The sequence below is a fragment of the Micromonospora eburnea genome (assembly GCF_900090225.1).
Classification (GTDB): domain Bacteria; phylum Actinomycetota; class Actinomycetes; order Mycobacteriales; family Micromonosporaceae; genus Micromonospora; species Micromonospora eburnea.
On the sequence record NZ_FMHY01000002.1, the window covers coordinates 4,125,680 to 4,151,052 of the forward strand.

Sequence of the window (25,373 nt, forward strand, 5' to 3'; positions counted from 1 at the left end):
GGTAGCCACTCCCGCACCGGTGTTCGTCGCAGGGTGAGCGCGGTTCCGGATTCGGCGTGGGTCAGCTCGGCTCGGCAGGCCGACCCGTCAGCAGGACCTTGACGGGATCGCTACGTACTGCGATGCTACGCCGGACGTAGCAAGGAGGCTCCATGGCCGGGCTCGCCGACCTCGGCCGGTTCTCCGAACCGGCACTGCACATCCTGATCAGCCTCGCCGCGGGGCCCAAGCACGGCTACGCCATGCAGGACGACATCGGTGGGCTCACCGGCGTCCGCCCCGGACCCGGCACGCTCTACGGCGCGATTCGGCGCCTGGAGGAGCACGCCTACATCGAGGCCCTGCCCGAGCAGGACCGGCGCAAGCCGTACCAGCTGACCGACGCCGGCCGCGCAGCCCTGGGTGCCGAGCTGCAGCGCATGCGGTCCCTCGCCGCGACCGGGCTGCGCCGACTGGCGGTGGCCTGATGCACGCCCGAATCATCCGCGCCGTGCTGGCGCTTTACCCGGCCGCGATCCGCGAGCGCTACGGCGACGAGATCGCCGAACTGCTCGCCACGAGCGACACCCCGGCCCGGGACCTGGTCGACACCGCCCGGTGCGCGCTGCGCGACCGGCTCACGCAACGGACGGAGGCGATGACCGTGGCGCAGGCGCGTATCGCTGGCGTCACCCTGATCAAGCTGGTCGCCGCGCCGTTCATGTTCGGCGTGCTGCTGCTGGCCCTCATGGTGACGGCGGGCCTGGCGGCCGACGTGACCGGCGCACACGAGGCCGCGCCCTACTGGGGCACGCTGGCGGTGGCGCTCGCCGTGGCCTCGATGTGGTGGTTCGGCCGGTGGATGGCACACTCCGGGCCGATCGTCGCGGCCACCGTCGTGGTTCCGGCGGCACTCGCGCTGGGCGTCGCGGGCATCAACGCCGTACCGCGGGTCGGTGATGTGCTCGGCGCGGTCCGTGCCGGATCGCTGGCGGCCGTGGCCTGCTGGGCGGTCGGCGCCACCGGTCTCGGCTGGGCGGTGAGCGTTCTGCTGCGCCGCGGCCGCCGCGCCGCGGCCTGGCTCAGCGGCGGGACGGGGGCGCTGCTGCTGCTCGACGCGGTTACCGCCGTGTATGTGTTCACCGCACTGCCGCCGGAACGCGCCCCACGGCACAATGCGCCGCTGTGGTACCTGTCGACCATGAGCTGGTGGGATCCGGGCCTGGTCGACGGCGCGTACCGGCAGCTCCAGGACTCGATCAAGATGCTGCCGCCGGTGCTGACCATGTGCACGGTGTTCCTGCTTGCCGTGGTCGGCGTCACCGCGAGCAGGTCCCGACTCGCCACGTGATCGGTCCGACTCTCACCTGACGACAGCACGAAGGGGTCAAGCTCCACAGTCGGCTCTCGCCGTCACGGCTGATCCAGCCACGTTCCAGCAGTACCTGCGCCTCGGCGTTCAGGTCGTCCTCGGGCTTGACCCAGGTCATGCACCTGCGGCTGCACGTGGACGGGGGGCCGCTGCTACCCGGTTCTTGAAGCGCAGCGGCGCTTCGCCGACCTCGCGTTTGAACGCCGTGCTGAACGCCGCTTCCGACGCGTAGCCCAACTCTGCCGCGAGCGACGCGATCCGGACGTCGCCGTCGCGCAGGGCCCGCTGGGCGAGGAGCATGCGCCACCGGGTGAGGTACGTCAGCGGTGGCGCACCTGCCACCTCCCGGAAGCGTACGGCGAACGTCGTGCGTGACATGGCGGCGGCGTGGGCGAGTTCTTGCAGACCCCACGCGCGTTCCGGGTGGTCGTGCATGAGGTCGAGGGCCGGTCTCAGGCGTTCGTCGCGTAGCACCGCGAGCCAGCCCGGCGGCAGATCGCTGTTGCTCATGAAGGCGCGCAGGACTTCGAGCAGCAGGAGCTGACCGTGCTGGCGGATCGCGAAGGCGGCGCCCGGCCTACCGCCGGTCATCTCGTCGACGATGCGGTGTACGCAGGCGCGCAGCGAGGACGTGGCTGGGATCGACGACCCGATGTGCGCCACCGGCGGGAGGGCGTTGAGCAGGAGCGCCCGGCCTGCCGGAGTGAGGTCGATGCGGCCGCCCACGACCACGTCGTCTCGCCCACGGTCGACCGCGAAGGAGAAGTGCTCGTCCGGCAGGACTTCGCGCGGCGGCTCGTCGCCTGTGCCGCCGTCGAGCCGCAGCCACGACCGGTCGTTGAGAATCGCGACGTCGCCGGGCCCGAGGATCAGCGGCGCGTCGAGGCCGTCGGTGGTCAGGCGGACCTGCCCGTACGGGACGGCGAGGAACTTGAGTGGGAGGTGCACCTCGCCGCGCGCGAACCACCGCCCGCGGGCCGCGAACCCGCCGGACAGCACTCCACGAACCTCGACCAGGTCGAACACCTCGGACAGGCGGTCAACAGCCACGCCCGTACTTTCGCAAAAGAATTATGAACTGGCAACTATTCAACGTACGGCATTCGGCGCGCAGGCTAGAGGCCTGAAACACGGAATAGGAGTCGAGCACCATGAGTTCTGCCTTCACCGAAGCCGCCGGCTTCCCCGTCAACCAGGCCAGTCCCGTCGTCTCCTACGGCCCGATGGCCGTCCCGGCCCCCGGCCGTGCCGTCGACCTGGAGATCAAGGTCTCCGTACCCGAGGCGGGCGCGGAACTGCCGGTCATCGTGCTGTCCCACGGGCACGGCCCCTCCAACTTCGTTTCCTCGCTGTACGGATACGGTCCGGTCGCGCACTTCTGGGCCGCGCACGGCTTTGTCGTAATCCAGCCCACGCACCTGGACTCGATGATGCTCGGGCTGCGCGAGGCCGACAGTTTCGAGGCGCCGCTCTACTGGCGTACCCGGGTCGAGGACGTGCGCACGATCCTCGACCACCTCGACCGGATCGAGTCGACCGTGCCCGGTCTGAGCGGGCGTATCGACCGTAGCCGCATCGCCGCGGTCGGCCACTCGATGGGCGGGCACACCGTGGGGATGCTCTGTGGCTCGACGGTCACCGACCCGGCCAGCGGCTCCCAGGTCTACCTGCGTGATCAGCGGATCAAGGCGGGCGTGCTCCTCGGCGCGCCCGGACTGGGCGACGACCTCGCGCCGTACGCGACCGAGCACTGGCCGATCCTCAGCACCACCCGCTTCGACCGGATGACCACGCCGGCGCTGGTCGTCTCCGGCGACGAAGACTCGAACGTGCATTTCAGCGAGCGCAAGGACTGGCGTGCCGACGCCTACCGCCTGGGCCCGGGCCGCAAGAGCCTGCTGTGGCTGTACGGGGCCGGGCACGGCTTCGGTGGCATCAGCACCTACGACGCGGCGGAAACCACCGACGAGAACCCCGAGCGGGTGGCCGCGCTCCGCGCCCTGGTGTGGGCGTACCTGCGCAGCGAGCTGTATCCGGACGACAAGTCCTGGACGGAGGCGGTGACCATGCTGCACAGCATGAGCACCCCGGTGGGGCGGGCCGAAACCAGACCCTGACCTCGGCGGAAGGGTGGGGCGGCCGGCCGCCCCACCCGGACCCGCCCCACCGGGTCCCGTCATGCCGGGTCTGCGGCCCGCAGCCGTGGCCACTGCCGCTCGGTCCAGGCTCGCAACAGCCACTCCAACGGTCCGTACCGGAACCGGGCCATCCACGCCGCGCTGGCGGCGAGCTGTACGCAGTAGATCGCGACCGCGATGAGTACGACGACCGGGGGTGCGACCGCACCGGCGAGGCCCAGCCCGACGCCGGTGAAGACCAGCACGCAGAGCAGCGACTGACCCAGGTAGTTCGACAGGGACATCCGCCCGGCCGGCGCGAGTACGGCGGCGACCCGCCGCCCCCGGTCGGTCTGGAAGAACTGGAGCAGGGTGGCGGCGTACGCGGCCGCGAGTAGCGGCGCGGTGAGCACGCCGGCCGCCAGCCCGGTCAGGTTGGCGGTGCCGCCGCCCGAGGCGAAGATCGCCGCACCGGCCAGGCCGATCGGATAGCCCAACTGCTGCACGCGGCGCAGGAGCTGCCGGTTCCCGGCGACGTCGGCGAGTAGCCGGCGCCGCCCGGCCGCGTAACCGAAGAGGAAGGCCGATAGGGCGAGCGGCCCCTGCACGAGGAGCGTGCCGAACATCGCCGGCAGCTGGCGTACGTGCTCGGTGATCACCGAGCCGATCCCGCCCTGTAGCGCCTCGGTGGACCGCTGCCCCGCCTCAAGTGCCGCCGCCGGATCGGTGACCAGCTGGGTCCCGCCCGTGGCGGCGAGCGCGAGGAAGAAGCCGACCGCACCGGTCAGCAGCACGGCGACGCGCAGCGCGGTCCCGACGCCGACTTTCCGCATGGCGAGCAGGACCAGACCGAGCAATGCGTACGTGGTCAGGATGTCGCCCTGGAACAGCAGCACCGCGTGCAGGATGCCGATCACGAAGAGCCCGGCCAGCCGTCGCCGGAACCGTGGGGCGAGGTCGACGCCGCGCCGCGCGGCGGAATCGATCTGGAGCGTGAAGCTGTAGCCGAACAGAAAGGAGAAGAGCAGGTACGCCTTCATCGCGAGGAGCAGCTCGACCAACCACAGGACCGCCTGGTCGCCCCACGAGTCGTGAGCGGGATCCGATACCAGATGGAAGGGATAGCCGGAGGCGATGAAGGCGATGTTGACGACCAGAATGAGGAGCAGCGCCACGGCGCGCAACGCATCGACGTCGACGATCCGGGTGAGCGTCCCGGGCGACGCTCGATTCCCGACGGGCGGGTCTTGGATGGAGAAACTCACCTGGCCACCTCCACAAGGGACAGGAACGAATTCGGCGACTTTTCTGCGACCCTATGAGGCGGTCTGTCCAGATGACATCCAGTTAGCGTGAGGGTTACCGGTGGTGCAGGCCCTACCCCAGGACCGTCCTGGCCGACGCGAGCCTCCTGCCCTCCGGAGCGGCCTCATCTGAACGCCCCGACGGCCGGAGGGCCGGCCCCGCCGCCGCCCCCGAATCCGGCCGGCGGTCGTCGGCCCGCACAGGCTCTGTAATGTCGGGCCGGAGCGCAATGCCGCTTGGCATCCCTGGGCCGGCCAGGTGGTGAGCGCGTCGAGGAGGCTACCGGGCACCGTGGCGAGAACACTGAAGATCACCACGCGGAACGCGACCTTCCAGCAGTGGCAGGCGTTGCTGACCAACCGCACCAAGCGCCAACGCGCGGGCGAGTTCGTGGTCCAGGGCGTTCGGCCCATCACCCTCGCGGTCGAGCACGGTTGGGAGATCCGCGCGCTGCTCTACCCCGACGGGCAGAGCCTCTCCCGCTGGAGTCGTGGCATCCTCGATCGCGTCGGCGGCGCCGGCCGGGTGGTGGTGGCGCCGGAGCTGTTACGCGAGCTGGGTGGCAAGGACGAGGAATCACCCGAGCTGCTCGCGGTGGTCGGACTGCCCGAGGACCGGTTGCAGCGGATACCTCGTACGGCTGACCTGCTGGTGATGGTCTTCGACCGGCCGACCACTCCGGGCAACATCGGCACGCTCGTCCGATCGGCGGACGCCTTCGGCGCGTCTGGCGTGATCATTACCGGGCATGCGGCCGACCCCTACGACCCGAAGGCGGTACGGGCCAGCACCGGATCGTTGTTCGCCGTCCCCGTGGTGCGGGTGCCGAGCCATCGCGAGGTGACGGACTGGGCCGGCTCGCTGCGCGCCGGGGGGACAGCCGTCGAGATCGTCGGCACCGATGAACACGGGGACGTGGACGTCGCCGAGCACGACCTCTCCGGGCCGAAGATCATCGCGGTGGGGAACGAGACGCACGGCCTCAGCGCCGCGTGGCGGGAGTCCTGCGACCGCATGGTACGGATCCCGATCACCGGCGCTGCCAGCTCCCTGAACGCGGCTTCGGCCGCGACGGTGGTGTTGTACGAGGCCGCGCGCCAACGAGCGCGGAAGGCGGGGCGGTAACGCCGGCGGGGCGGCCCGTCGACGGACCGCCCCGGGCGCAGGCTCAGGATTCCGGTTCGTCACGTCCGGTGTCGAACGCGACGAAGCGAAGCTCCGAGGTGTAGCGGTCGCCCCGGTCGTCGGTGAGCCAGGTCTGTTCCGGGGTGGGCAGCATCTCCGTGACGGTCAGCCGCGCGCCCGGATCCTTGCGGACCAGCCGGCGCGCCGCCTTGGCCAGCAGGTTCACGTACACCGGGCTGTCGAAGTCGACGAACAGCGGCCGCGGCTCGGCAGGTGAGGTCACGAAGACGTACCTCGGCAGTTGGTGGGTCGTGGCCCACCGCCGGGCCCGGACGAACCTGCGGGCCTCGGTCTTCTCCTCGGCGAAGGCCAGCTGGTCGGCGGCGAAGCGCCAGGTCTCCCGGGCCAGCACCAGCTTGTCCACCGTCACCCGCGGCGTGTGGTCGCGCTCGGGCAGGATCCGCCAGCGATCCAGCACGAGCGAGGTCAGGACGTGCGAGAAGACGTCGACCACGTCGAACTCCGCCCCGTCGGGCAGCACGGCCACCAGCCGCTCCCCGTGCGCCCGCACGCTGACGTCGGCGCTGTTGACCGTACGCGGCCGGTGCGGGTCCGCGGTGAAGTCCACCAGCGCGACGTAGTAGTCCTCCGGCCGGGCGAGGCTGTAGCGGATCCGGGTGGAGAGCCGGGACCTGTTCTCCTTGGAGATCAACGGCATGAGCCGCGGTTCCGGATAATCCCGGTCCGTCAGTTCGACCAGCTCGGCCGGGTTCGGGTGCTGGTTGAGATAGAGCGAGGCGCCCAGGGTGTTGATGGCGACGTGCAGCTCCCCGAGGACCAGCTCGAACTCGCCACGCCCGACCGCCTCGGCGTCGGTCGCCGCGATCATGACGTCCGGGCTGAGGTAACGCGCCGTCGGCCAGCCGCCGCCGGGCGCGTCGAAGACCTCGCGTACCCGGTCGGCGAGGTCGGCCAGGGACAGGACGACCCGCCGGGCCCCGTCGTCGATCCGGAGCAGCCGGACCCAGCGCGCCCAGAACTCGGCCTGCAACTCGGTGACGTCCGAGACGGCCTCGCCGTGCAGGATCGGCATGCAGGCGAACCAGAAGGTGGCCAGGTCGACCGGCCCGGCCAGCCGGTCGAAGACCCGCCGGGCCCGGGCCATCACCCGCTCGGCCAGGGCGGAGGTGAGCCAGGTGGCGCTGGTCAGCAGCGGGTCGAGCGGGGCCAGCGCGGACAGGACCTCCGGGCCGACCCGGACCGACGCGGCCCGCCGGCAGTCCGAGTAGACCAACGCCCGGCCGGGCGCGGTCGTCGCGCCCTTCTCGCGGGTGGCGGCCGTCTCGGTCAGCGCCACGAAGTCGTCCTCCAACGCGGCCATCGCCGCCGACAGCTCGCCCGGTCGGGTGGCCTCGCGGACCCGCTCCCGGTGGTGTTCCAGCACGGCCAGCTTGTCCAGGCCCCGCTGCCGGGCGGCCGGATCCTCGACGGTGGCCAGCCACGCCCGGAGGTGGCGCTCCGGGTAGGCGTCGGCGGGGATGTCCAGCCGCCACACCACGAGGCGGCGCCGTACCAGCTCGGTGAGCGCCTCGGTGACGTCGTGACCGAGTTCCTGGCCGATCCGCAGCGCAGGTCGGGTGCCGTCGCAACGGTCGAGGACCTCGGACAGCTCGGGCGTGAGCTGCTGCGCCGGCCGGCCGGGCAGCGACACCGTCCGCCCGTCGACCCGGACGAACGGCACGCGCCGCGGCGCGACCCAGCCGGCGAGCACCGGGTCGGCGCCGATGCTGCGGGCCAGGCCGTCGATCGCCCAGCTGGCGAAGTAGACGGTGGTCTCGGCGACGAGGCCCCGGCCGGGGTCGACCGCCAGCCCCGGCACCGTCGGGTCGTACCGGCCCCAGCCGACCGGGCCGAAGAACCCGATGGTGTCGTTCTTGACGCACAGCCGCTGCCAGTAGTGCGCGACGAGTTCCTCCCGCTGGCGTACCTGGCTGGTGCGGGCGGCGGTGGGCCGCCACGACAGGTACGGCTGGACGGCGCGACCGAGCACGACCCGGTTCTGCCACGCCACCGCCGTACGGAACTCGGGCGTCGCCGCGGCCGACTGGAGGGTCAGGGCGCTCTTGACCGCGGAGGCGGCGAACGACTCCTCGAACGCCTTCCACTCCGCCGCGGAGGCGGCCGGAGCAGCACCCGCCGACCTCGGGGAGCCGGGCGGAAGGCCGATCCGGTCGGCGGCCAGGGCCAGCTCGTCGTCCACCAGGCGCAGTACGCCGTCGGCGGGGAATCCCGCCCCGCGCAGGCTGAACTGGTCCCACAGCCGCCACCGTCCACCCAGTCGCAGGGCGGGGTCCCCGGCGCGGTCGGCGCCGTTCGTGCCGGGCATGGCGTCAGACCCCCGATGCCGCGTCCGCGCTGACGACCTCGGCGAGTTCCGCCGGTGTCGGGTAGGAGAACACCAACGCCACCGGGACCTCCACCCCGAGCGCCGCCTCGATGCCCGCGGTGATCTGGAACGCGGCCAGCGAGTCCCCGCCGGCCTCGAAGAAGTCGCTGTCCGCGTCGAGTCCGCCGTCAGCGAGCGTCTCGCGGTAGATCGAGGTGATCAGCTCCCGGAGGTCGGTGCCGGCGAGCGTCGTGCCGTCGATGATGGTCATTCTCGGTCCTTAGGTCGAAGGGGCTGGGGCTCGTGCCCTGATCCGGCGACGGGCTGGGCCGGCCGACGGGTCAGCGGAGGGCGCCGGCGGTGAGGGCGCGGCGGTCGATCTTGCCGGTACGGGTGGTCGGGAACCGGCTCAGTCGGGCGAACCGGCGGGGCAGCATGTGCGGCGGCAGCGTCCGCGCCAGGTACGCGCGCAGCACGGCGTCCCCGACCTCGGCCAGGTCGCCGGTGAGGTGGGCGACGAGGTACGTCCGGGCCCGCTCGTCGGTCGCCGCGGTGACCGCCGCGCCGGTCACCGCGGGATGGGCCAGCAGCACGCCCTCGACCTCGGCGGGGTCCACCCGGTAACCCCTGATCTTGATCTGCCGGTCGGCCCGGCCGAGGTACTCCAGGTTGCCGTCCGGGTGTCGCCGGGCCAGGTCGCCGGTGCGGTAGAGGCGCGCCCCCGGGGTGCCGAACGGATCCGGCACGAACCGCTCGGCGGTCAGCGCCGGGCGGCCCCCGTAGCCACGGGCCAACCCCGGGCTGGCGATGCAGATCTCGCCGCTCTGCCCGTCCGGGACCGGCCGCAGGTCGCCGTCGAGCAGTCGTACCGCCACGCCGTCGATGGTGGTGCCGATGAGGTCGACGCCGGTGTCCGGCTGCGCCGGCACCGGGAACCGGGCCGCGGTCATCGTGCACTCGGTCGGGCCGTACTGGTTGACCAGCCGGCCGGCGAACAGCCGCCGGCCGCCCGAGGCGAGGAACGGCCGCAGCGACTCGCCGGTGGTGCCGACCAGCCGCAGTCCGCGTAGCCGCCGCGCGGCGTCGTCGTGGCGCGCCAGGAAGGTGAGGAACGACGGCGTGACGCTGAGCATCGTGTTGACCTCGAACCGCTCCAGAGCGGCGAAGAACTCGTCCGGCCGCAGCAGCGTCGCGCGGGGCAGCATCACCAGGCGGCCGCCGGCCACCAGCGGCGCGAAGATGTCCCGGATCGAGGCGTCGAAACCGAGCGGCGCGAGCTGCACCGCCACCGTGTCCGGCCCGAGCCGGTGGTCGCGGGCGACGAACCGCAGGTAGTCGTGCAGCCAGCGGTGCTCGATCAGCACCGCGTTCGGTGTGCCGGTCGAGCCGGAGGTGTGGCCGACGTAGGCCAGCGACCGTGGCGCGACGCCGGGCGGCAGCGGGGCCGTGGGGCCGGGCTCGTCGAGCAGGACGGGTGACCCCGGTACGCCGAGCGTGGCGAACCGCTGCGCCAGCGCCGCCGTGGTGAGCAGGGTGTCGGCGCCGGCGACGAGCGAGGCGATCCGCTGGTCGGGCAGGTCGACGTCCACGGCCAGGAACGCGCCGCCGGCCCGCAGCACCGCGGCGATCGCGATGACCGCCTCGGGTCCGCGTTCCAGCGCCACCACGCAGACCCGCTCCGGCCCCACCCCGCTGCCGGCGAGCCGCCCGGCGAGCCGCTCGACGCGCGCCACCAGCTCGGGGTAGCTGAGCGTCCGGTCGCCGGTCACGATCGCGGGGCCGTCGTGCGAGCGCAGGTCGGCGACGAACGTGCTGATCATGCGGACTCCCCCGTGGTCTGGTCGACGGCGACGAGGCGCAGCTCGCAGCCATATCCGGCCCCCCGGTGATCGGTCAGCCAGGTCTGCTCGGGGGTGGGTAGCATCTCGGTGACGGTCAGTCGGGCCGCCGGGTCGGAGCGGTGCAGCCGGCGGGCGGCCTTGGCGAGGATGTTCACGTAGACCGGGCTGTCGAAGTCCACGTAGAACGGTCGCGGCTCGGCCGGGGAGACCACGAAGACGAAGCGGGGCAGGTCGTGCGCGTCACGCCACCGGCGGGCCCGCACGTACCGCCGGGCCTCGACCTTCTCCGTCGCGAAGTCCAGGGCCTCGGCGGCGAACCGCCACGACTCCCGGGCCACCACCATCCGGTCCACGGTCACCCGGGGCGAGTGGTCGCCGGCCGAGCGCAGCGCGAAGCGGTTGATGACCTGGTTGGTCAGGGCGTAGCCGAACACGTCCAGCAGCCCGAACACGGCCCCGTCCGGCAGCACCAGCACCAGGCGGCCGTCCCGCTCCTCGACCAGTACGTCGGCGCCGAGCACCGTACGCGGGCGGCGCGGATCGGCGCTGTGCCCCACCACGGCGACGAGGTGGTCCCGCGGCCGGTCGAGGGCGGGTCGGTTGCGGGCCGACCACCGCAGTTGCGGGGTCTCCTTCGGCAGCATGGGCAGCACCCGCGGGCCGGGAAAGTCCCGGTCCGTCTCGTCGAGCAGTTCCCGGGCGGCGGGGTGCTGCGACACGAACAGCGACTGGTCGAGGGTGTTCGTCGCCACGTGCAGCTCGCCGAGCACGATGGTGCAGTCGCCGCGCCGGACCGCCTCGGGGTCGTCGGCGACGACGAAGACGTCGGGGCTGACGTACCGGGCGAGGTTCCAGCCGCGCGCCGGCTCGTCGAACGCGTCGCGTACCGCGTCGGCGATCCCGGCGGCGGAGAGCCGCACCCGGCGGGCGCCCGGCGGGGCGTCAACGATCCGTTCCCACCGCCGCCGCAGCTCCGTCTGGATCCGGTCGGCGTCAGCGGCGGCACCGGGATACGGCGTCGGCTGGCAGCGCATCCAGAGGGTCGCCAGGTCCACAGTCGACCGTTGGTCGCGCAGCTCCCGGTACGCGGCGCCGATCCGCGCCTCGGCGGCCTCGGCGATCCGGTTCGTCAGCCAGCGGGCGGCGGTGAGGCACATTCCCAGCGGCGCCAGCGCGTCGAGCACGGCGGTGCCGGCCCGGACGGTCGCGGCGCGGCGCGAGTCGGAGTAGGCCACCGCCCGGCACGGTGCGGTCCGGGCGCCCTTCTCGCGCTGTGCCGCGACCCGGGTCAGCTCGACGAACGACGCCTCCAGCCCGGCCAGGGCGGCGACGAGCGCGTCGGGCTCGGCGACGGACGACCGCAGTCGCTCGCGTCCGCGTTCGAGAACGGCCAGCTTCGCCAGGCCAGGCTGCCGCACCGCCGGGTCCGGTATCCGCTCCAACAGGGCACGCAGCTCACGGTCCGGATGGGTACCGGAGGGCACGTCGAGCCGCCAGACGATCCAGCGCTGCTCCACCATGGTCTGGAGGGCACGCAGCACCTCCGGCAGGGGCCGGTCGACCGCCTCGGCGATCTCCCCCGGTTGCCGCGTACCGTCGCACAGTTCGAGGATCCGGCGTAGGTGCGGTGCGACGGCCTGCACCGGGCGGCCCGGCAACGACACCCGACCGTCCGCGACCCGGGCGAACGGCACCCGGAGCGGCGGCAGCCACCGCCGCAGCCCCGGGTCGGCGCCGATCTGCCGGGCCAGCGCGTCCACCGCCCAACTGGACAGGTACACCTCCGACTCGGCGACCAGGCGGTCGCCGGGGTCGACCGCCACGCCGCGCCGGGCCGGGTCGAAGCGCCCCCAGCCGACCGGGCCGAAGAAGCCGATGGTGTCGTTCTTGACGCAGAATCGCTGCCAGTAGTGCGCGACGAGTTCCTCGCGCTGCCGCGGCATGCTGGTCCGGCCGGTGGCCGTGGGCACCCAGGACAGGAAGGGCGCGATCCCGGAGCCGAGGACGGCCCGGTTCTGCCATCCCACCGCGGCCCGGAAGTCCGGCCTGCCGGCGATCTCCTGGAGGGTCCCGGCGGTACGCACCGCCGCCGCCTCGAAGCACCGCGCGAACTCGTCCCACTCCGGGCCGGAGAGCGCGTCCGGGACCTTGTCCGCGGCCGGCGCGAGCCCCTCCGGGGCCAACCGCAGTACGCCGTCGGCCGGAAACCCCGGCCCGCGCAGGGCGAACTGCGGCCACAACCGCCAGCCGCCGGTCAATAGCACGTCATCAGGCATTGCTGAACACCTTCTGCGGGGCGGGCGGGACGCCGACCCGGTCCATCCGGGCCAGCGCGATCAGGAAGTTGAGCGTGGCGAGGGTGGCGCAGGCCGCGACGACGACCAGGCTCGCCCGGATCCCGACCCCCTGCATCAGGAGGCCGGCGCACAGGAAGCCCAGCGGTCCGGCGATGTTGCTGATCGTCATGACCGCCTGGAGCACCTTGGGCAGCAACTCGGCCGGGACCCGAGTGCCCAGGATCGTCATGTACGGGGCGTTGGACACCGACACGGCCGCGGCCGAGACGGCAACCGCCGCCACCAGCCCGGCGGGCGGGAGGGGCAGCGGCAGCAGCCACAGCGGCAGCGCGACGGCGATCATGGCGACGCCGGCCAGCCGAGGCGCCGGCACCCGGCCGGCCACCACGAAGACCCCGAGCGAACCGAGCAGCGCGCCGGCGCCTTCGGCGGCGACCAGCAGGCCGCCCAGCCGGGCGTTCCCGTCGAAGCTGACGAAGGCGAGCAGCGGCAGGGCGACCGCCAGAACCCGGAGCAGGAACCCGTACATCAGCGTGGAGAGCACCGTCTGGGCCAGGAACCGGTCGGCACGCAGGTGACGCAGCCCGGCCAGCACCCCGCGCGGGCCACCCCGGGCCGGCGCGGACCGGCCGACCCGCGGCACGAACGCCAGCAGCACCAGCGCGGACAGCGCGAACGAGAACGCGTCCAGCCAGAGCACCTGGGCCGGTCCGAAGAGCGCGATCAGGGCTCCCGCGATGGCGGGACCGCCGAACGCGGAGACCCCGTAGATGCCGTCCAGGACGCTGTTGGCCCGGGTGAGCGCGTGCGGGTCGTCGCCGGTCAGGGCGACCGCGAGCACCCGCTGCGACGCGGCGTACGGCACCCCGAACACCCCGATGAGGGCGACCAACGCCAGCAGGGCGCCCAGGCTGAGCGCGTCGGCGGCGTGCAGCACCGGGACGAGGGCCACGATCGGGGCCCGGGCGATGTCGGCGACGAGCATCGTCCGACGCGCGCCGAGCCGCTGGATGACGGTGCCGCCCAGGAACCCGAGCAGCGCGATCGGCAGGATCTGCACGGCGAAGACCAGGCCCGTCCGGGCCGCCGACCCGGTGCTCTCCAGCACCAGCCACGGCAACGCCAGCATCGTCATCTGGGTGCCGACGGAGGACACCCCGCCGGCCAGGTACAGGGCGTTGCGCCCGCTTCGGTGCGCCATCACGCGCCGCCGATCGGGCTCTGGCCGGCGCACCACTCCAGCACGGCACGGGCGCTGTGGTACTTGTTCTCCGCCTGCTGGAAGGCGACGCTGGCCGGGCCGTCCAGCACGTCCGCCGTGACCTCCTCACCGCGGTGCGCCGGCAGGTCGTGCAGGAACACGGTCGCCCCGCAGCGGTCCATTACGGCGCCGTCGACCCGGAACGGCGCGAACGCCGTACGCCAGTCGGCCGTCGGCTTCGTCGTGCCGGTGGTCTGCCACCGGGTCGTGTAGACGACGTCCACCTCGGGCAGCGCCGACATGTCGTGGCGCTGCTCGATCCTCGCCCCGGTACGCTTCGCGGCCACCTCGGCCCGGTCGAGGAAGCGCGGCTCGACGCCGTAGCCGGGTGGCGTACGCAGGTGCAGCTCGGTGCCCGGGTACCGGGCCAGCGCGAGGGACAGCGCCGAGGCGGTGTTGTTGCCCTCCCCCACGTACAGCACCCGCAGGCCGTCGATCGTCGGGAAGTGCTGGGCCAGCGTGGTCAGGTCGGTCAGTGCCTGGGTGGGGTGCTCGGCCGCGCTCATCGCGTTGACCACCGCCATCCGCTGCTGGGCGGCGTACGCCCGCAGCTCCGACTCGGGGCCGGCGGTCCGGGCGACCAGGACGTCGAGCATGCGCGACAGCACCGCGCCGGTGTCCTCGACCGTCTCGCCGGTGTTCTCCTGCAGGTCGGCGGGACCGTACGTGATCAGGTGGGCGCCGAGGCGCAGCGCGCCCGCGGAGAAGGCCGTCCTGGTCCGGGTGGACGTCTTGCGGAACAGGACGCCGACCACGGCGCCGCGCAGGGGTCGGGCGTCCGGGTGCCGTCCGGACGCGTACTCGACGCCCCGCCGCACGATCCAGCGCAGGTCGTCGTCCGTGAGATCGTCGATCGAGATCAGGTGTTGGCGCGTGGACATCGGAACCTCCCCGGTCTCCGGGCCGCGCGGCGGCCGGTGGCCCGCCGGTCTCGCGTGGACGTCCGCGGTCGACGTCTCCCCGACGGACTCAGCCTGTCTGGTCGCCGCCCCGACCGGACAGGGAAGCGGTGGCACGGCTGGCTCGCGGCCACCGCTGCCGGTTCTTCCCGTCCGCGTGTGCCTCCGGTCGGCGGCACCCGCGGACGTGGCGGCCTCGTCCTGAGCGGGGGCCGGACCGGCGGTGGCGCGCGAGGTCACAGCAGGCCGGCCCGCAGCGCGTACGCCACGGCGTGGGCGCGGTTACGCAGCCGGTACCGGTGCGTGATGTCGTGCAGGACGCTCGTCACGGTGCGGGGCGAATAGCACAGCGCCCGGGCGATGTCGCCGGTCTCGTGGCCCTCGGCGACCATGCGCAGCACCGCGCGTTCCCGCTCGGTCAGGACGGCCGCCAGCGCCGGGTCCCGGGCGACGGCGCCGTGCTCCAGCAGGCCGTCGAGCATGTCGGGCGGCACGATACAGTCGCCGCTCGCGGCGGCGAGCACCGCGTGGACCAGCCGGTCCGGGCTGGCGTCGCGGCGGCGGAGCAGGCCCCGCGCCCCGGCCGCGATGGCGTGCAGCGCCGCGGCCGCCGCCAGCTCGGCGGCGACGAGGACCACCTCGGGCCGGTGGGGTTTCGCACGGGTGGCCCGCACCAGGTCGAGGATCTCGTCGCTGACATCGTCGACGATCACGACGGTTACCCAGGCCGGCTCGCCCGGCACCACCACGGTGATGTCCGGGCAACTGAACAGGGCGCTGGTCGTGCCGGCCTCCAGCACGGGATCCAGCGCGACAACGTTGACGCTTACGGGTTCACCCATCTCGGACCTCCTCGTCGCACTGTCGACATCGAAGTACGGAGCCAGGGGCGCGCACATGGGTAGGACGCACGCCAATTCCGGGCCGGGCACCCGACGGACCGGCGCGGACGGGCCGCCTCGGGCCGGGCGAGTCGCCTTCGGCGGGGGGTCCGGCGACGCGGCGTACCAGGGACCCGCGCGGTACCGGCGGTGTCGGGCACCCATCACGGATCCGGGTCTGGGTGCGGGCCGAGAAAATGTGGGTGTCCTCTACCCATGACCCGGCGATGACGGTGTGGCAACTTACGGAGGGTGAGTCTTCTATCGACACCCGCGGGAGAGAGTTCCGCCACCGACGTACTCGGCCCACGGTGGTGGGCGAGGGCGCAGGCGCAGGCGGACGGCCCGCTCGTGGACGGCGCGGACTCGTCGCGGCCGGGCTGGGTCGACGTCGTCGAGCAGGCCGTCGCCGCCGCGGCGGCACATCCGGCCGGCCCGCCGCCGGCCGCCGACGAGTGGCCGGACGCGTTCTCCGTACCGCTGCGACCGTTCCTGGCCGGCGCCGAGGAGCTGCTGGCCGCGGCGGCCCGCCGCCACCTGGCCCCGAACCAGGTCGAGCTGCGCGCCCTGACGGAGAGTTTCACCGCCGTGCTGGCCCGGCGACTGGCCCGGATCGCGGCGCGCGCCATCGTGCGCGAACTGGAGATGGCCCGGACCGACGGGGACCTGGTCGGCGCCGACGGCCGGCAGCGCTTCGCCGACTTCATCGCCCGGTTGTCGGCCCGACCCGGGCTGGTCGCGCTGGTCGGGAGGTACCCCGTGCTCGCCCGGCTGCTCGGCACGGCCAGCCAGCACGCCACCGAGGCCGCCGTGGAGCTGCTGGCCCGGTTCGGGGCCGACCGCACGGCGATCGTCGGCGCGTTGCTCGGCGGGGTGGACCCGGGACCGGTCGTCGCGGTGCGGCCCGGTCTGGGCGACCCGCACCGGCGGGGCCGGACGGTGTCGGTCGTCGAGTTCGCCGACGGTCGCCAGGTGATCTACCGGCCGCGCAGCCCGCAGGCGCTGGCCCGGTTCGGCGCGGTGGTCGACTGGCTCAACGAGCGGGTGCCCGACGTCCGGCTCCGCACCCCGGCCGTGCTGGCCCGACCCGGGTACGGCTGGGTCGAGTTCGTCGCGCACCGGCCGCTGGACCACGCCGGGCAGGCGGCGGACTTCTACCGCCGCGAGGGGGTGCTGCTCGCCGCGCTGTACGCGACCCGCGCGATCGACATCCACTGCGAGAACCTCATCGCCAGCGCCGACCAGCCGGTCCTGATCGACGTCGAGACGCTGTTCCACCCGCTGCTGCCGGCGGGGCACACCGTCACCGCCGACCCGGCCGCCGCGGCGCTGGCCGCCTCGGTACGGCGTACCGGGCTGCTGCCGTACCTGACCGTCGGCGAGTACGGCACGCTCGACTACTCCGGGATGGGTGGCGACCCGGGCGAGACGCGCCCCGACGGGGTGCTGGACTGGGATCCCCCGGCGACCGACACGACCCGGCTGGTACGGCGGGCGGCGCCCTTCCCCGGCGCCCGGAACCGCCCGTACGTGGGCGCGGAGCTGCTGGACTCGGCCGACCACGAGGCGGCCGTGCTGGCCGGCTTCCGGCTCGGGTACGACGCGATCGTCCGGGACCGGGCCGCGTTCACCGAGCTCCTCCAGGAGTGCCGCGACGTCGAGATCCGGGTGGTGGCCCGGCGCAGTGGCGGGTACGCCCGGCTGCTGGACGAGTCCACCGGGCCGGATCTGCTGGGTGACGTCGACGACTGGGACAAGGCCCTGAGTACGCTCCGGGAGGCGTCCGCCCACCATCCGCTCTGGCACGCGCTGGCCCCGTACGAGATCGCCGACCTGCGTTCCGGCGACATCCCGCTACTGACCAGCCACCCGGGGACCCGGGACGTCTGGGCCGCCACCGGCGAGCGGATGCCGGATCTGCTCGACCGCAGCGGCCTGGCCGGCGCGGTCTCGACCGTCGAGGCGATGGACGAGGTCGACCGGGGTGACCAGGAGTGGATCATCTCCGCCAGCCTGGCCGCCCGACGCCCGGTCGGCGGGCACCGGGGCGGGCCGGCGCTGCCGGGCCCGTCGACCGTCGTGGACGCCGAGCCCGGCCGGCTCCTCGCCGCCGCCTGCGGGCTGGCCGACCAGATCGTCGCCCGGGGCATGACCCAGCGGGAGGCGGACGGGCGCGGCGGCCGGGTGAACTGGATCGGCCTGCAGGTGGTGGAGGACACCCGGTGGATGGTGCTGCCGATGGGCGCCAGCCTGGGCGACGGTTACCTCGGTGTGGCGTTGTTCCTGGCCCAGCTCGCCGAGCTGACCGGCATCGCCCGGTACGCCGAGGTGGCCCGGCGCGCGGTCGGGCCGGTACCGACGCTGTGGGCCGTGCTCGGCGGCCGCCCGGACCTGCTCTCCGCCATCGGCTGCGGCGGGACCACCGGGCTGGGCGGGATCGCCTACGGCCTGGCCCGGCTGTCCACCCTGCTCGGCGACGCGACGCTGGGCGAGTGGGCCGAGACGGCAGTCGAGCTCTCCGCCACCGCGGCCCCCGCCCCAGCGTCGCCCGGCTGGACGACGGGTCGTGCCGGCTGCCTCGCCGCGATGGCCGCGGTCCGCGACGAACTCGGCTCGACCGCGGCGGCCCGGCTGGCCGAGGCGTGTGCCGACCGCCTGGTGGAGCTGGTCGAGCGGACCGACGGCCGGTGCGCGGAGGACGGCGAACCGGTGCTGCCGGGCTTCGCCACCGGGCCGGCCGGCGTCGGCTGGGCGTTGGCCCGGTTCGCCGAGTCCGGGGCCGACCCGCGGTACGCGCGGGCGGCGCGGCACGCGGTCGCCCGGGCCGGCGCCCCGGCCGACGCGATCGCCGACAGGTCGTACGGCTGGTGCTCGGGGGCCGCCGGTCTGCTGCTGGCGCGCACCGGACTGGCCGGCGACCCCACGGTCCGGTCGGTCCTGCCGCGGCTCGCCGACCGTCCGGTGCTGCGCGACCTCAGTCTCTGCCACGGTGAGCTCGGCATCGCCGAGGCGCTGATCGTGGCGGAGGCGGCCGTCCGGGGCCGGACCGCGCGGCAGGTACGGCGGCGCCGGGCCGGGCAGATCCTGGCCGCCGTCAACCAGCACGCCCCCTACTGCGGGACGCCCGGTGGCATCGCGACCCCCGGGCTGCTCAACGGACTCGCGGGTATCGGATACGGGCTGCTCCGGCTCGGCTTCGCCGAACGGGTGCCCTCGATCCTGCTGCTGCAACCCACGCCACGAAAGCCCGCTGAGGCGCTGGCTCAGTTCACCCGATGAGCCACAGCCGACACACCCGTCCACACCACCAGAGAAAGTTGAAAGAGGAGGAACAATGTCCAAGGCAGACAACAAGACTTTCACGGCCGGCGACGACGCTTCTACCCGTACCCGTGGCACCAACCGGCTGGCGCCGGCCGCGGCCTCGTTCGCGCTGGGTGCGGCCCTGCTGGCCGGGGTGGTCGTCGCGCCGGAGGCGCCGGCGACCGGCCTGGGCACCGCGGCCCAGGAGCTGATCGGCATCACCGACACCGGATGCTGCGGGGGGAACGACTAGTCGCGCTCAGGAGTCCTTCGGCGCTCCAGCTGACGCGCCGACTGCTCGGGGAGGCCATGCCCGCATGGCCTCCCCGAGCGCGTGACCGGCTAGGCATCGGTCGACGCGGATAGACCCACGTGGTCACGCCCGGTATCGTCTGCGGACATGCGGACCCGCGCATCGCTCCTGGTGGGCCGAGATGACGAGCTCCGTACGGTCGAGCAGGCCCTGCACGCGGCGAGATCCGGCACGGCCGGGGCCGTGTTCCTGGTCGGTGAGGGCGGCATCGGGAAGTCCCGGCTGGCCGCCGCCGCGGCCGACCTCGGATTCGCCGCCGACATGAGCATCCTGCGCGGCCGGGGCAGCTCGGTCGGCCCGATGGTGCCGTTCCGGTCGCTGGCCGAGGCGCTGATGTCCCTGCTGCGTGCCGGCGACACGGTCGACATCGAGGCCCTGGGCCCGTACCGGCCGGTTCTCGCGCGGTTGATCCCGGACTGGGGCCCGCCCCCGCCGGGCGAGGCCAGCGCCTCCCTGGTCGTCCTCGCCGAGGCGGTGCTGAGGCTGGCCGCCCTGGTCGGCCGGGGACGCGGCTGCCTGATGATCTTCGACGATCTGCAGGACGCCGACGCGGAGACCCTGGCCGTGGTCGAGTACCTCGTGGACAACCTCGACCGGCAGCCCACGATGCTCCTCGGCACGGTCCGTACCGAGCCCTGCCCCGCCCTGGACCTGGTCCGCTCGGCGGCCCAACGGCGCTCGGCCACCCTGATCGAGCTGAACCGGCTCGCCGACGACGAGGTACGCCGGCTGGCCGGCGCGTGCCTCGGCGGTGCCGCCGCGGCCGTGCCGGAGCAGGTCGCCGAGCACCTCTGCGCCCACACCGGGGGCATTCCGCTACTGGTCGAGGAGCTGTTGAGCGGCATGCTCAGCAGCGGGCTGCTGGTCGCCGAGGCCGACGGCTGGCGGGTCACCGGCAAGGTACAGACGACCGTGTCGACCACGCTGGCGCGCAGCGTGGCGGGGCGGCTGGCCAAGCTCGGCGCGCCGGGGCGGGAGCTGCTGTCGGTCGCCGCCGTGCTGGGCCGCCGCTTCCCGCTCGCCGTGGTCCAGACCGCCACCGGGTTGGGCGACCGCGAGCTGCTGAGCTACCTGCACGCCGAGCTGACCACCCAGCTCGTCGCGCCGGACGAGGAGATCTCCGGCTGGTACGCCTTCCAGCACCCGCTCATCGCGGAGGCGTTGCAGACGCTGCTCCACCCGGCGGAACGCAGCCGGCTGACCCGGCAGGTGGCGGACGCGGTCGAGCAGTGCTATCCCGGCCTGCCCGGCGAGTGGTGCCAGATCGCGGCCAGCCTGCGCCTGACCTCGGGTGACCGGTCCAGCGCCGGGCGGCTGTTCGCCGAGGCCGGCCGGCGGGCCCTCGCCCAGGGCGCGGCGAACTCCGCGGTGACCCTGCTGGACAAGGCGACCGGCCTGCTCACCCAGGACGACGACGCGCAGGACTGCGCCGACGCCTTCGCCACGCTGCTCTACGCGCTGGCCGAGGCGGGCCAGGTCGAGCGGGCGGTCGCGGCGGCCGGCGAACTGGACCGGATCAGCGGCGTGCTGGACCGCCGTGCCCGGGCCAAGCTGCACACCCGCCTCGCCTGGGCCGCCGCCGTCGCCGGCCACTCCGCCGACGGGCTGGCCCAGGTGGAGACCGCCCGGCGGCTGCTCGGGCCGGACGCCGCCGACGAGGACGTCGCGCCCGTCGACGCCGTCGCCGCCCACCTGATGCTGGACGTGGCCGGTCCGGGCCAGGTCCGTACCGCCGAGTCGTTGGCCCGGCGCGCGGCGGCGGTGGCCGAGGCGGCACCGCTGCCGGTGGTCGCCTGCCAGGCGTGGCAACTGCTCGGCGCGCTCAGCCGGGGGCGCGACCCGGACGAGGCCACCGCCTGCCTGGAGCGGGCCCGCGAGCTGGCCGTACGGCACGGCCTGCGGCTGGAGGAGATCCACGCCCTGATCCGGCTCGGCAACGACGACGCCCTACGGGACGGCAACGTCGACCGGCTGGAGCAGGTACGGCTGGAGGCGTCGCAGGTCGGTGCGGTGACCACGCGCTACCAGGCCGAAGCGAGCCTGGCCCTCTACGCCATCCTGCGCGGCGACTTCGCCGAGGCCGAGGCGCTGCTGGACCAGGTGCTCGCCGTCACCACCCGGCTGAAGCTGCTGGAGACCACCCGGTACGCGCTCCTGCTGCGCGCCATCATCGGCGCCCACCGGGGCCGGCGCCGCGAGATGGACGCGGCCCTGGCCGAGCTACGCCGCTGGGCCGGCGACCTCGCGCAGCTCACCCCTCGGGTGCACGGTCTGGCCCGGGCGTGGTGCGCCCTGCTGGAGGAGAACCGGCCCCGGGCGATCGAGGAGCTGTCGCTGGCGCTCGCGGCGGAGGAGCGCAGCCCGAGCATCTATCAGCTCACCGGCCGCTACGGGCTGCACCTGCTGCTGCGGGTGCTGAACGGGGAGGCCGACCACGCGGAGTACGTCGCGGTCACCTCGGCACCGGTCAGCCGGCTGCGCTGGGACCGGCAGTTCGCGCTCTTCGCCAAGGCCGTACTGGCGGGCCGGGCGGGGCGGCCGGCGGAGGCGGTGGAGGCGGTGGCCGAGGCCGAACGGGTGGGCGCGCCCTACGCCACCGGCCGGCACATGGGGCTGCGGCTGATCAGCGAGGCGGCCGTCGCCGACAACTGGGGCACCCCGGTCGAGTGGCTGCGCACCGCCGAGGAACACTTCCACACTGTTGAGGTGACGGCGGTGGCGAGCGCCTGCCGGGCGTTGATGCGCCGCGCCGGGGCGCCGGTCGCCCAACGTCGGCGCGGGGTCCAGGAGATCCCGTCGGCGCTGCGCACGATCGGCGTCACGGTTCGCGAGTTCGAGATCCTCCGGCTGCTGATCGAACGCCTGGGCAACCGCGAGATCGCCGAACGGCTGCACCTGTCCCCGCGCACGGTGGAGAAGCACGTGGCCAGCCTCATCGCCAAGACCGGTCAGCGGGACCGGATCGCGTTGAGCGAGTTCGGGTCGATGGCGCTGTCGGCCTGACCGCGACCGGCGGGATTCCGGACGAGACAGCACCGGAGCCGGCGGGACATCGGTAGGGCTCCCCCGGATTTGCCGACGCCGGCCGGCGTACGCTCCCGTCGGCCGGCGTCGACCACCGTGTTCTGGCTGCTCGGCACGGCGGGCACAACGCACCGGGGTGGCCGCGAATGTGGGGAGCCGGACCCCATGCGCGAATCCCGTGCGGTTGGCGACGCTGGGGTGGTGAAGAGCGCGACGTGACCCGGGTCACCCCGGTGCGTCGGCGGCGAGAACGTACCCCGAAGGAGTCATCACGATGAGCAGCAACGCGACGTTGGCGCCCGACTGGGCACCACCCCACCGCACGGCACCGGTCGCCGTACCCGACCGGTGGGCCGGCCCGGAACGCGGCGACCGGAAGCGCGCGACGACGTTCCGTACCGAGCGCGGCCGGGCCTTCGGCGAACCGGCCCGGGAGGCCGTCCCGGGCGAAATGGCCCGGGACGGGGGGCGGACCCGGCACCACGGGACGCCGGCCACCCGTCCCGGCACCGAACCGCTGCGGGTGCATGTCAGCGCGCGTGACACCCGGGCCCGGGCCGGGGTCCTCGCCCTGCTGCGCCGGGCCGACCTGGCGCTCGCAGCGCAGCCGGACCGGTCGCCGGAGACGGTGGTCGTGGCGGCCGGCGGTACGGTCGACGAGGCGATCGAGGCCTGCCCCACGGCGTACCGGTCGGGTGACTACCGGCTGATCGTGGTGGCGGACCGGTTCTCCCCCTCGGGGGTACGCCGGGCCGTGCGGGCGGGCGCCCAGGTGCTGGTGGGGTCCACCGAGGTCACTCCGGCGCGGCTCGCCGCCGCCGTACGCTCTGCCGTGCACGGCTACGGCCGGATCGCGTACGAGACGCTGGTTCGGCTGATCAACGAGGCGAACTCCGGCGAGCCGGCACCGGCGGCACCGGTCCAGGCCCGGCCGGCGGCGGCGTGGCCGGTCGAGCCGCTCACCGCGCGACAGACCACGGTGCTCCGGCTGATGGCCGAGGGGCACGGCAACGCGGCGATCGCCGACACGTTGACCTGCTCCGAGCACACCGTCAAGAACGTCATCTACGACCTGATGGCCCGGTTGCAGGTGCGCAACCGGGCCCACGCGGTGGCCCGGGGCGTCCGCGCCGGCCTGATCTGACCGGACCGGCGGCCGCCGGTCCGCCGCCACACCCGCGACAACGAACTGCGCGATCACCGTCGACGGTGATCGCGCAGTTCGGCGACTCCCTAGCTCTGCTCGGCCATCTGCCGGCGCAGGCTCAGCGGGCGCAGGTCCGTCCAGACCGTACCGATGTGCGCCAGGCACTCCTCCCGGCTGCCCCGGGTGCCCTCGGCACGCCAGCCCAACGGAAGCTCCCGGTCGGCCAGCCAGATTGAGTACTGCTCCTCGTCGTTCAGCACGACCTGGTAGGTGCGGTCGTCCGTCTGCTCGTCGTACACGGGATGTCCCTTCGGCTCGGGCTTGACCTTCGGTTGCAACCAGTCTGCCGGCGGGCCGACGGCGGTTGCAGAGAAGAACGGGTACGGCGGGTGGCGGGGTCCACCGGCCGGTCAGTACGACTCGCGGACGCCGTCGTGGCCGCTGGCGCCGACCAGGAAGTCCAGGTCGGCACCGGTGTCGGCACCGGTGACCGTGGAGACGTAGAGCTGCTCCCAGCCACGGTACGGGCGGGCGAGCGCGGCCGTCAGCCCCGGCGACGGCGCCCGCGCGGCCAACTCGGCGTCGGGCACGTCGACGTCCAGGCGGCGCCGGGTCACGTCGAGCGTGATCCAGTCGCCGGTGCGGACCTTTGCCAACGGTCCACCGACCGCCGCCTCCGGGGCGACGTGCAGGACGACGGTCCCGTAGGCGGTGCCGCTCATCCGGCCGTCGCAGACCCGGACCATGTCGCGTACGCCGGCCCGCAGCAGCTTCTCCGGCAGCGGCAGGTTGGCCACCTCCGGCATTCCCGGATACCCCCGGGGTCCGCAGCCGCGCAGTACCAGCACCGAGTCGGCGTCGACGTCGAGCGCCGGGTCGTCGATGCGGGCGTGCAGCTCCTCGACCGAGTCGAACACCACCGCCCGGCCACGGTGGACCAGCAGGTGCTCCGACGCCGCGGCCGGCTTGATGATGGCGCCGTCGGGGGCGAGGTTGCCCCGCAACACGGCGATCCCGGCCTGCTTCTGCAGCGGCGCGTCCCGGGTGTAGATCACGTCGGGGTCCCAGATGGCCGCGCCGGCCAGGTGCTCGACCAGCGGCCGGCCGGTGACCGTGACCGCGTCCGGGTCGAGCAGGTCGGCGACCTGGTCGAGGACGGCGGCCAACCCGCCGGCCCGGTGCAGGTCCTCCATCAGGAACTGGCCGGCCGGTTGCAGGTTGACCAGCAGCGGCACGTCCGCGCCGATCCGGTCGAAGTCGTCGAGCGTCAGCGGCACGCCGAGCCGACCGGCGATCGCGAGCAGGTGTACGACCGCGTTGGTCGAGCCGCCGATCGCGGCCAGCGCCACGATGGCGTTGCGGAACGAGCCCGCGGTGAGCACCTCGCTGGGTCGCCGCCCGGCGCCGACCAGCTCGACGGCCAACCGGCCGGTCTCGTGGGCCCGGGCCAGGAGCCGGCTGTCCGCGGCCGGGAGGCCGGCGGTGCCGGGCAGGGTCATGCCGAGCGCCTCGGCGAGCAGCCCCATGGTCGACGCCGTCCCCATCGTGTTGCAGTGCCCACGGCTGCGGATCATCGACGACTCGGACTCCAGGAACGCGGCGGCGGGCAGGGTGCCGGCCCGGACCTCCTCGCTCAGCCGCCACACGTCGGTGCCGCAGCCGAGCGGGACGCCCCGGAAGGTGCCGTTGAGCATCGGTCCGCCGGGCACCACGACCGCCGGGAGGTCCACCGACGCGGCGGCCATCAGCAGCGAGGGGATCGTCTTGTCGCAGCCGCCGAGCAGGACGACGCCGTCGATCGGGTTGGCCCGCAGCATCTCCTCGGTGGCCATCGCGGCCATGTTCCGCCACAGCATCGCGGTGGGCCGCATGTTCGTCTCGCCGAGCGAGACCACGGGCAGGTTGAGCGGTACGCCCCCGGCGGCCCACACCCCCTGGCGGACGCTCTCGGCCACCTCGTTGAGGTGGCTGTTGCAGGGGGTGAGGTCGGAGGCGGTGTTGGCTATCGCGATCTGCGGCCGACCGGTGAACGCGTCGTCCGGCGTACCCCGTCGCATCCAGGCACGATGGATGTACGCGTTGCGGTCCTGGCCGGCGTACCACGCCGAACTGCGCAGCGACAC

Annotated in this window: 19 protein-coding genes; 8 read left to right on the forward strand and 11 right to left on the reverse strand. The window is 73.7% G+C overall.

Features of this window, described 5'->3' with window-relative positions; translation table 11 throughout:
* Positions 1–152: 152 nt before the first annotated feature.
* Both GA0070604_RS18360 and GA0070604_RS18365 read left to right on the forward strand, forming a co-directional pair.
* Entirely contained in the window at positions 153–467 is a 315-nt protein-coding gene (locus GA0070604_RS18360) for a PadR family transcriptional regulator (RefSeq protein ID WP_091119575.1), read from the forward strand.
* Positions 467–1,330, forward strand: a complete 864-nt coding sequence (locus GA0070604_RS18365) for a hypothetical protein (RefSeq protein ID WP_091119579.1) — start codon at positions 467–469, stop codon at positions 1,328–1,330. The genes GA0070604_RS18360 and GA0070604_RS18365 overlap by 1 nt, the downstream gene beginning before the upstream one ends.
* 135 nt (positions 1,331–1,465) lie before the next feature.
* On the opposite strand, the gene GA0070604_RS18370 is transcribed toward GA0070604_RS18365, so the two are convergent.
* The gene (locus GA0070604_RS18370; RefSeq protein ID WP_091119582.1) at positions 1,466–2,401 is read right to left on the reverse strand and encodes an AraC family transcriptional regulator; all 936 of its coding nucleotides are present in this window, start codon (positions 2,399–2,401) and stop codon (positions 1,466–1,468) included.
* Between the two features lie 101 nt (positions 2,402–2,502).
* Here GA0070604_RS18370 and GA0070604_RS18375 point away from each other — a divergent pair, with 101 nt between their 5' ends.
* A complete protein-coding gene (locus tag GA0070604_RS18375) occupies positions 2,503–3,468 on the forward strand; it encodes an alpha/beta hydrolase family protein (RefSeq protein ID WP_091119586.1) in 966 nt (321 codons plus the stop codon).
* Positions 3,469–3,527: 59 nt separating this feature from the next.
* Here GA0070604_RS18375 and GA0070604_RS18380 read toward each other — a convergent pair whose 3' ends face one another.
* Entirely contained in the window at positions 3,528–4,733 is a 1,206-nt protein-coding gene (locus tag GA0070604_RS18380) for a DUF418 domain-containing protein (protein ID WP_091119590.1), read from the reverse strand.
* Positions 4,734–5,064: 331 nt separating this feature from the next.
* On the opposite strand from GA0070604_RS18380, the gene GA0070604_RS18385 reads away from it, so the two are divergent.
* Positions 5,065–5,898 carry a TrmH family RNA methyltransferase gene (locus GA0070604_RS18385; RefSeq protein ID WP_091119593.1) on the forward strand — a complete coding sequence of 278 codons (834 nt, stop codon included), beginning with the start codon at positions 5,065–5,067 and terminating at the stop codon, positions 5,896–5,898.
* 43 nt (positions 5,899–5,941) lie between these two features.
* Here the strand turns inward: GA0070604_RS18385 and GA0070604_RS18390 are convergent, their stop codons facing one another.
* From GA0070604_RS18390 to GA0070604_RS18420, 7 genes are all read right to left on the reverse strand, one after another.
* On the reverse strand, positions 5,942–8,284 hold the full coding sequence (locus GA0070604_RS18390; protein ID WP_091119597.1) for a lantibiotic dehydratase: 2,343 nt from the start codon (positions 8,282–8,284) through the stop codon (positions 5,942–5,944).
* A 4-nt stretch (positions 8,285–8,288) separates the two neighbouring features.
* A complete protein-coding gene (locus GA0070604_RS18395) occupies positions 8,289–8,555 on the reverse strand; it encodes an acyl carrier protein (RefSeq protein WP_091119601.1) in 267 nt (88 codons plus the stop codon).
* 70 nt (positions 8,556–8,625) lie between these two features.
* On the reverse strand, positions 8,626–10,101 hold the full coding sequence (locus GA0070604_RS18400; protein WP_208602309.1) for an amino acid adenylation domain-containing protein: 1,476 nt from the start codon (positions 10,099–10,101) through the stop codon (positions 8,626–8,628).
* A complete protein-coding gene (locus GA0070604_RS18405) occupies positions 10,101–12,401 on the reverse strand; it encodes a lantibiotic dehydratase (protein ID WP_091119608.1) in 2,301 nt (766 codons plus the stop codon). The genes GA0070604_RS18400 and GA0070604_RS18405 overlap by 1 nt, the downstream gene beginning before the upstream one ends.
* The gene (locus tag GA0070604_RS18410) at positions 12,394–13,623 is read right to left on the reverse strand and encodes an MFS transporter (protein WP_091127239.1); all 1,230 of its coding nucleotides are present in this window, start codon (positions 13,621–13,623) and stop codon (positions 12,394–12,396) included. Before GA0070604_RS18410 ends, GA0070604_RS18405 begins: the two co-directional genes overlap by 8 nt.
* Entirely contained in the window at positions 13,623–14,564 is a 942-nt protein-coding gene (locus GA0070604_RS18415; protein WP_091119612.1) for an ornithine carbamoyltransferase, read from the reverse strand. Before GA0070604_RS18415 ends, GA0070604_RS18410 begins: the two co-directional genes overlap by 1 nt.
* Positions 14,565–14,818: 254 nt before the next feature.
* Positions 14,819–15,424, reverse strand: a complete 606-nt coding sequence (locus tag GA0070604_RS18420; protein ID WP_091119616.1) for a response regulator transcription factor — start codon at positions 15,422–15,424, stop codon at positions 14,819–14,821.
* A gap of 291 nt (positions 15,425–15,715) precedes the next feature.
* On the opposite strand from GA0070604_RS18420, the gene GA0070604_RS18425 reads away from it, so the two are divergent.
* The 4 genes from GA0070604_RS18425 to GA0070604_RS18440 all read left to right on the forward strand — a co-directional run bounded on the left by GA0070604_RS18425 (position 15,716) and on the right by GA0070604_RS18440 (position 23,247).
* Entirely contained in the window at positions 15,716–18,742 is a 3,027-nt protein-coding gene (locus GA0070604_RS18425) for a type 2 lanthipeptide synthetase LanM family protein (RefSeq protein WP_091119618.1), read from the forward strand.
* A 55-nt stretch (positions 18,743–18,797) separates the two neighbouring features.
* Entirely contained in the window at positions 18,798–19,019 is a 222-nt protein-coding gene (locus GA0070604_RS18430) for a hypothetical protein (RefSeq protein WP_091119621.1), read from the forward strand.
* Between the two features lie 147 nt (positions 19,020–19,166).
* Positions 19,167–22,082, forward strand: a complete 2,916-nt coding sequence (locus GA0070604_RS18435) for a LuxR family transcriptional regulator (RefSeq protein ID WP_091119624.1) — start codon at positions 19,167–19,169, stop codon at positions 22,080–22,082.
* Between the two features lie 295 nt (positions 22,083–22,377).
* Positions 22,378–23,247: a helix-turn-helix transcriptional regulator gene (locus GA0070604_RS18440; RefSeq protein WP_244161980.1), complete on the forward strand. Its 870-nt coding sequence runs from the start codon at positions 22,378–22,380 to the stop codon at positions 23,245–23,247.
* A gap of 89 nt (positions 23,248–23,336) precedes the next feature.
* Here GA0070604_RS18440 and GA0070604_RS18445 read toward each other — a convergent pair whose 3' ends face one another.
* Positions 23,337–23,549 carry an MbtH family protein gene (locus tag GA0070604_RS18445; protein ID WP_091119628.1) on the reverse strand — a complete coding sequence of 71 codons (213 nt, stop codon included), beginning with the start codon at positions 23,547–23,549 and terminating at the stop codon, positions 23,337–23,339.
* 111 nt (positions 23,550–23,660) lie between these two features.
* Entirely contained in the window at positions 23,661–25,373 is a 1,713-nt protein-coding gene (locus GA0070604_RS18450; protein WP_091119631.1) for an IlvD/Edd family dehydratase, read from the reverse strand.